The 7,448-nt window shown below is 61.4% G+C and carries 10 protein-coding genes; 7 read left to right on the forward strand and 3 right to left on the reverse strand.

Translation table 11 applies throughout. The features are described from left to right. The 3 genes from AC2FM3_RS17535 to AC2FM3_RS17545 all read right to left on the reverse strand — a co-directional run. Positions 1–1,068, reverse strand: a 1,068-nt coding sequence (locus AC2FM3_RS17535) for a TRAP transporter large permease (protein ID WP_496684456.1), incomplete at its 3' end; no start/stop codon positions are given. A gap of 9 nt (positions 1,069–1,077) precedes the next feature. Beyond that, positions 1,078–1,629 carry a TRAP transporter small permease gene (locus AC2FM3_RS17540; RefSeq protein WP_496684458.1) on the reverse strand — a complete coding sequence of 184 codons (552 nt, stop codon included), beginning with the start codon at positions 1,627–1,629 and terminating at the stop codon, positions 1,078–1,080. Between the two features lie 64 nt (positions 1,630–1,693). After that, positions 1,694–2,665, reverse strand: a complete 972-nt coding sequence (locus AC2FM3_RS17545) for a TRAP transporter substrate-binding protein (protein ID WP_496684460.1) — start codon at positions 2,663–2,665, stop codon at positions 1,694–1,696. 182 nt (positions 2,666–2,847) lie between these two features. Between AC2FM3_RS17545 and AC2FM3_RS17550 the strand changes: the two genes are divergently transcribed. The 7 genes from AC2FM3_RS17550 to AC2FM3_RS17580 all read left to right on the forward strand — a co-directional run. Continuing rightward, a complete protein-coding gene (locus tag AC2FM3_RS17550; protein ID WP_496684462.1) occupies positions 2,848–3,369 on the forward strand; it encodes a winged helix DNA-binding protein in 522 nt (173 codons plus the stop codon). A gap of 250 nt (positions 3,370–3,619) precedes the next feature. Then, complete coding sequence (locus AC2FM3_RS17555; protein ID WP_496684464.1) at positions 3,620–4,528, forward strand: MBL fold metallo-hydrolase; 909 nt, start codon at positions 3,620–3,622, stop codon at positions 4,526–4,528. A gap of 2 nt (positions 4,529–4,530) precedes the next feature. Next, positions 4,531–5,472, forward strand: coding sequence for an MBL fold metallo-hydrolase (locus AC2FM3_RS17560; protein ID WP_496684478.1), 942 nt, complete (start codon positions 4,531–4,533; stop codon positions 5,470–5,472). Continuing rightward, a complete protein-coding gene (locus AC2FM3_RS17565; protein WP_496684466.1) occupies positions 5,469–6,083 on the forward strand; it encodes a Crp/Fnr family transcriptional regulator in 615 nt (204 codons plus the stop codon). Before AC2FM3_RS17560 ends, AC2FM3_RS17565 begins: the two co-directional genes overlap by 4 nt. A 72-nt stretch (positions 6,084–6,155) precedes the next feature. Further along, entirely contained in the window at positions 6,156–6,344 is a 189-nt protein-coding gene (locus tag AC2FM3_RS17570) for a YgaP family membrane protein (RefSeq protein WP_496684469.1), read from the forward strand. Further along, complete coding sequence (locus AC2FM3_RS17575) at positions 6,329–6,829, forward strand: rhodanese-like domain-containing protein (RefSeq protein ID WP_496684472.1); 501 nt, start codon at positions 6,329–6,331, stop codon at positions 6,827–6,829. Before AC2FM3_RS17570 ends, AC2FM3_RS17575 begins: the two co-directional genes overlap by 16 nt. Positions 6,830–6,879: 50 nt before the next feature. Beyond that, positions 6,880–7,448 (forward strand): YeeE/YedE thiosulfate transporter family protein (locus AC2FM3_RS17580; RefSeq protein WP_496684475.1); only part of this gene is annotated, 569 nt, incomplete at its 3' end.

The following is a 7,448-nucleotide window of genomic DNA, read 5'->3' on the forward strand; positions in this document are numbered from 1 at the left end:
CTGCATCACCATCGGCATGATGACTGAAGCCGTCAGCACCACGACCGAGATCCCGTCCAGAAAACACCCCATGATCACGAAGAACACGGTCAGCGCCGCCAGCAGCGTGAAGGTGGACAGGCCCAGCGATCCGATCCATTCCGCCAGCACGCGCGGAATGCCGGTAAAGCCCATCGCCACGGTCAGGAACGAGGCCCCGGCAAGGATGAAGGCGATCATGCACGAGGTCACCGTGGCCCCCATCAGCCCGTCGACAAAGCTGGCGCGGGTCAACGTGCCCTCGCGCCAGGACAGCAGCAGCGCCAGCACCACGCCCACAGCGGCCGCATCGGTGGGCGAAGCGATCCCGGCATAGATCGAGCCGATCACACCGACGATCAGCAGGATCACCGGCACCAACCGGCGAGAACGTCGCAGCTTTTCCCCGAAACTTGCGCGGATGTCCTCGGTGGGTAGGTTGGCGCGGTTGATCAGTGCCCAGATCGCCACATAACCCACGAACAGCCCCACGAGAAGCAGTCCCGGCAGAACTCCGGCCACGAACAGGCGGGCGATGGACTGCTCGGTTGCCACGCCATAGACGATCAGGATGATCGACGGCGGGATCAGCAGGCCCAGCGTAGCCGACCCGGCCAGCGTGCCGATGATCATCTTCTCGGGATAGCCGCGGCGCGAAAGCTCTGGAATCGACAGCTTTCCGATCGTGGCCGCCGTGGCCGCGGACGACCCGGACACCGCCGCAAAGATCCCGCAGGCAAAGACGTTCACATGCAATAACTGCCCCGGCAGCCGGTTCATCCAGGGCGACAAGCCCGTGAACATGTCCTCGGACAGGCGCGAGCGGAACAGGATCTCGCCCATCCAGATGAACAGCGGCAGCGCCGCCAACGCCCAGGAATTGCTGTGCCCCCATAAGGTGGTCGCCATGACCAGCCCCAGCGGCGCATCGGAAAACAGCGCCATCGCCGCAATCCCGACCCCCAGCAGCGAAAACGCCACCCACAGGCCCGCCCCCAGAAAAGCGAACAGCAGAACAAGAAGAATAATGGAAAGCGTGGCAATCGACATCTGCTGGCCCTATTCGTTCAGAAGGTTTTCGCCCTTGCCGTCCCAGCTGGGCGCGCGGCCCGCCAGCAGGCCGACCAGCTCGTCGACCAGGGCAAGAGTCAGAATGGCCAGCCCCAGCAGGACCGGCATCTGCACGATCCACAACGGCACCGAGACCATGCCAGGGCTGCGGTCGCCATATTCCAGCGACTCCAGAACCAGCAGGCCCAGATACCAGGTGGCATAGGCGCTCATGGCCAGGGCAATTGTCACCACGCAGATCTCGGTCAGACGGCGCGGTCCCTTGGGCATCCGTCCGATCAGCAGCGTGACCCGGATATGCCCGCCGGCGCGCAGCGCATAGGCCAGCGCCAGAAAGCTGGATGCGGCCAGAAAGAACCCGGTGAAATCGGCATAGGAGGGGATGGTCAGGCCCACGCCCTGCCCGGTCAGCGCGGCCCAGATCTTGTCGGCCAGATTCAGCCCGACCTGCGCAAAGACCAGCAAGACGATGGCCAGAATGAACAGCGCCGCCAATCCGCCGGCTGCACGATAGATGAAATCAAGACTGCGCCGCAGCATCGCCATCCCCTCCCCTTGTTGTCGAACCCGGCCGGACGTTTGGCACCCGGCCAGGTCGGATCGTTTACTGCTGATAGGCCTGCAGCAACGCGGCGCCTTCTTCGCCGGCCTCAGCGGTCCAGTTCTCGAGCATCTGCGCGCCGATCGCGCGCAAGCCGGCCATCAACTCTTCGGATGGCTGCACCACGGTGATGCCGTTTTCCTGCAGGACCGCGGTCTGCTTGGCGGTCTCGGCCTGACTCATCTCCCAGCCGCGGGCTTCGGCGGCGGCCGCCGCCTCCAACACGGCGGCCTGGGTCGCTTCATCCAGACGGCGGAAGGCGCGCTTGTTCACCACGACCACGTTCTTGGGAATCCAGGCCTGGATGTCGGTGTAGTGGGTCAAAAAGTCCCACGCCTTAGAGTTCACCCCGGTCGAGGGCGAGGTAATCATCGCTTCGACCCGGCCGGTGCTGAAGGCCTGCGGAATGTCCGGCACCTCGACCTGCGTGGGTGCGGCGCCCGCCAAGTTGGCGAATTCTTCCAGCGTGGCGTTGTAGGTGCGGAACTTCAGGCCCGCCAAGTCATCCACGCTGTTGATTTCCTTGGTGGTGTACAGACCCTGCGGCGGCCACGGCACGGCGTACAGTACCATCATGCCCTGTTCATCCAGCAGACCGCTGATCACGTCCTTCTGAGCCGCCCAGAGCTTTTGGGCGTGGTCATAGTTGGTGGCCAGGAACGGAAGCGAGTCCGCACCGAAAGCTGGGTTGTCATTGGCCAGCAGCGACAGGAAAAACTCTCCGATCGGAACCTGACCGCTGCGTACGGCCTTGCTGATCTCGGGGTGCTTGAACAGAGACCCGGCGGAATGGACCTTGATTTCAACGGCACCGTCTGTGGCCGCGGCGACGTCCTTGGCGAATTCGTGGATGTTCACCGTGTGGAAGGTGGCGTCCGGATAGGGGGTCGGCATGTCCCAGGTCTCGGCCTGCACCTGCATGGCCAACCCGGCCAGCGCGGCCACCGCGCCACCGGCAATCTGCATCAGTTTCATTTTGGCTCTCCCTGCTTGAGTACTGGCGCAGAAGCTGACTCAACGTCAGCGATTTGTCAACGTTTTGTTATTGTTTTGGCCGAAACGCTGCGGGTTCCAAAGGTCAGGACGTTGAAAACGCACGCACTCCATGCCAAAACACTGATAATTTCTCAGCGTTTTGCAGATCAAAGGGCCGCAACATGACCAATTCTTCCCCCGACACGCGCCGCATCGTTTCCTCTCGCCACCTGGCCGAGGGCGAAGGCTGGGAACTGTCCGAACTCGAATTCGGCCTGATCATCGTCTACAACGCGTTCTCACGCTGGATGACCCGCTGCATGGCCGCAGCCGGGCAGGCCGATCTGGGACCGCTCGACATTCTGATCCTGCACAACGTCAACCACCGCGGCCGCGACAAACGCCTGACCGACATCTGCTTTCTTCTGAACATCGAAGACAGCCACACCGTTAACTACGCCCTGCGCAAACTTCTGAAGGCCGGGCTGCTGACGTCGGAAAAGCGCGGCAAAGAGGTGTTCTACCGCACCTCGCCCGAGGGCGTGGAGCTATGCGACGCCTATCGCAAGGTGCGCCAACAATGCCTGCTGGAAGGGCTGCCTGCCACCGACCTGTCCGGCGACGATCTGCGCGAGTTGGCCCGCAACCTGCGCGCTCTGTCCGGTCACTACGATCAGGCGAGCCGCGCTGCGGCGTCGCTCTGACCGTCGTCGCTTGTGCCATTCACCCTGTGATCTGACGACCTGAGGCTGGCAGCGCAGGTTGTATCCCGCCCTGCAGCCAAAAGCGCGACAAAGACCGATACCCGCGCCCACCCGGCCTATTTGCACCGTTAGCCCGCTTTCCCAAAAAGCACACCTGGCCAAGCGCAAAGCGTTGGGGCTCTATCCGGCAATTCTTGCCCCTCGGGAGATATTCATTCATATTCCGATGTGAGCATTTAGGGAGTTGGACATGAATATCTCACGGCGCAGGATGATGCAGGTCATGGCGGCCATTCCGCTTGCAGGCGGGCTGCCGGTCTTGGCACGGGCCGACATTTCGTTGGGTTCGGCCAGGCTGACGACGGTCAGCGACGGCCATCTGATCCTGCCCGCCAGTTTTATTTTTGAACCCATGCCCAAAGATGAGCTTGGTCAGATTCTGGCGGACTTCGGGATATCCAATGAAACGCTGGAACCCGAGTGCAACCTGACCCTGTATCGCGACGGCGAAAACACTGTTCTGTTCGACGTTGGCGCGGGGCCGGATTTCGTTCCGACTGCCGGCACCGTTCTTGATAGCCTCGACGCGGCCGGTGTCACCCCCGAAGACGTCACCCATGTCGTGTTCACTCATGCACATCCCGACCACATCTGGGGGCTGTTGGATGATTTCGACGAGATCGTCTTCCCCGATGCAACCTTCATGATGGGCCGAGCCGAGTGGGATTATTGGTGGAATCCCGAGACCGTCAACACCATCGGCGAGACCCGTACCGCTCATGCCGTCGGTGCAAAAAGAAGAATGACCGCGATCGAAGACCGCGTTCAGCTTTTCGACGCCGATCAGGAAATCCTGCCCGGAATCGCTGCGGTTTCGACCCCGGGCCATACACCCGGACACATGGCGTTCGAGATCCGGAAGGGCAACTCGGCCGCACTGGTCGTCGGCGATGCCATCGGCAATCACCACGTCGCCTTCCGCCGGCCCGCGTGGCACAGTGGTGCGGATCAGGACGCAGAGACGGCGGCCGCCACGCGGCAGGTTTTGTTCGACCGCCTGACGCACGAGGACCTGGCCCTGATCGGCTTCCATCTTCCCGGCGGCGGCATCGGCCGCGCCGAAAAGGCCGGTGACGGTTATCGGTTCGTCGAGGCATGAATATGCGTATCGTCCTGTTTGCGGCGCTGCTTGCGTCTCCGGCCCTGGCCAGCGAAGACATCGCGGATCAGTACCCGGCCTCACCCCTGTATTCGAAACCGGTGGAGTTCATTCCGAATGTCTGGTCCGCGATCGGTGCGACAGCTCCGCCGACCTATGAAAACTCCGGCCACAACAACAACCTCAGCTTCATCGTCACCGGCGATGGGGTCGTGGTGATCAATGGCGGCGCGGCCTATGTCCTGGCCAAGGCGCTACACGAAGAGATCAAGGCCATCACCGACCAGCCGGTGAAGCTAGTGATTGACGAGAACGGCCAGGGGCACGCGATGCTGGGCAACTCCTACTGGGCCGAGCAAGGCGTTCCGATTCTAGCCCATGTGGATGCCGCGCATGAAATCGAAGAGCGCGGCCATCAGTTGCTGGAGGAGATGAAACGGTACAACCGCGACAAGGCCGAAGGCACGTTCGTCGCGCCGCCCACCGAAACCTTCGAGGACACACGCGTCGTCGAGATGGGCGATTACCGGATCGAGGTGCTGCATCTGGGCCCGGCACACGGGCCAGGCGACACGCAGGTCTGGCTGCCCGAGCAGAGTCTGGTCATTGCCGGTGACATGGCCTTTCACGAACGGATGCTGCCGATCTTTGAGGATACCATCGTGGCGGACTGGATCGAAACCTGGGAAACCGGGTTCGAGCCTCTGGGCGCCACCTATGTCATTCCCGGTCACGGACATCCCACCAACATGGACCAGGTGCGGCGCTATACCCGCGATTATCTGGTCTATCTTCGGGAAAAAATCGGCGCGCATCTTGAAGAAGGCGGCGATCTGGCCGATGCCTACTACATCGACCAAAGCCCCTACGCGCATCTCGACACGTTCGAGGAACTAGCCACGAAGAATGCCGGGCGCGTCTATGAGCAGATGGAGTTCGAGTGACCGACCACCCAGCCGAACCGTTTCTGACCCAGGGCAACAGAATCCACGTTCCGGATGGCACCTGCCTGTTCCGGCCCGGCGACGAGAGCCGGGCCTTTCTGTTTATCCTGTCTGGCTCGGTTCGGGTGGAACAAACCAACGCCGCCGGTCGTACTGTCGTCCTGTACAGGGTCGAGGCTGGGGATAGCTGCGTTCTGACCACCACCGGGCTTTTGTCCGGGCGTCCCTATTCGGGCTATGGCTACGCCGAGGGCAATGTCACCGCAGTCTCAATTCCCGCCCAGCGGTTCCGCTCGCTGCTGAGTTCGGAACCAAAATTCCAAGAGATCGTGTTCCGCAATTTCGCCGCCCGTGTGGGGGAATTGACCGATGTTATTGACGATCTGCTTATTCACCGGACCGACCAACGCATTGCCCGCTGGCTGGCCAATCGTGCAGGACCGACCATCCACGTCACGCAGCAAGAGCTGGCTCAGGAATTGGGAACTGTGCGCGAGGTCGTCTCGCGAACACTGAAGTCCTTTGAAAGGCGGGGCTGGATCAATTCTGGCCGCGGGACGATCACGGTTCTTCAGGTCGCTGCCCTCGCAGAGCATGCCGAGCATGCCTGACCGTGATTGAGTCACATACGACCCGGTGGTTTTCCGGCTACATAGGTGGCACAGAAATGAAGGAGACCCGCTATGACTCGCAATCTTGGACAATTTGACCGCCTCGCCCGCCTGGTTCTGGGGGCTGCACTGATCATCCTGGCGGCCATGGGCACCATCGGTATCTGGGGCTATTTTGGCGTTATCTTCGTTGGTACTGCATTCCTGAACTTTTGTCCTATCTACCGAATTCTGGGAATCAAAACTTGCAGAGATTGCTGAAACAACATTTTCCGGTGCCGCGCACCCTTCTGGCCAGCCTGCTGCTGTACTTGTTGTCTGTTGCTCAGCCAGCTGGTGCAGCAGGTCAGGACATGTCAGCTCCGGAAGCTGCCGGCCTGGTGGAGGCGGGACGCCTTGTTCTGCTGGACATCCGCTCTCCGCAGGAATGGGAAGAGTCGGGCGTTGCCCGTGGGGCCTTGCCCATTTCAATGCACGAGCCGGAATTTCCGAAGCGCCTGCAAGAAGTTCTGTCCCGTGTTCCACCGGAACGCGTCGGCCTGATCTGTGCGACCGGCGGTCGCTCGAACTATGTGGCTGACATTCTTGAGAAAAACGGCGTGACCGATGTCGTAGACGTTTCCGAAGGGATGTTCGGGAATGGAAAATTCCCCGGCTGGATCGCCCGCGGCCTGCCTGTCGTTCGGGCCCGCGAGGCGCTGGACAACTATACCCTGTGGCGCTTGAGCGAAATCAAGGCAGACTAAAATAGTCCCACCCTATATTGCCACGCAACAAGGACTGCTGGTGAACACGGATGGAACAACTGATTGATCAGTTCGGCGAGCCCACACTTCTGATGATGTCAGGGGCACTGGTGGGGCTTTTGTTCGGGGCCGCCGCCTATCATTCCCGGTTTTGCCTGCGGGCGGCGACCGTCGAAGTGGCCGAGCGTACGCTTGGGCCAAAACTGGCAATTTGGCTGATCGCATTCTGCACGGGTCTGGCCCTGGTCCAGCTTTCGATCCTGACTGGGCATCTTGACGTCAGCATGGCCCGGCAAATCGCCGGCATAGGCAGTCTTTCTGGCGCGATCATCGGCGGGTTGATGTTTGGCATCGGCATGATCCTGGCGCGAGGCTGTGCCAGCCGTCTGCTGGTACTGTCTGCTTCGGGGAACTTGAGGGCCATCGTGACAGGGCTGGTTCTGACCCTGACGGCGCAGGCATCGTATCGCGGGGTGCTGGCACCTCTTCGCGAGAGGCTGGCCAGCCTGTGGACAATTCCGGGCGGGTCTGAACGGATGCTGTTCGACTCCTCGGTCGTGGTTGGCGCTGTCGGCGTTCTGGGTCTTGTCGCAGCCGTCTCCTACGGAATATCCCGAAA

It is taken from the genome of Ruegeria sp. BHSB172, from assembly GCF_059613165.1.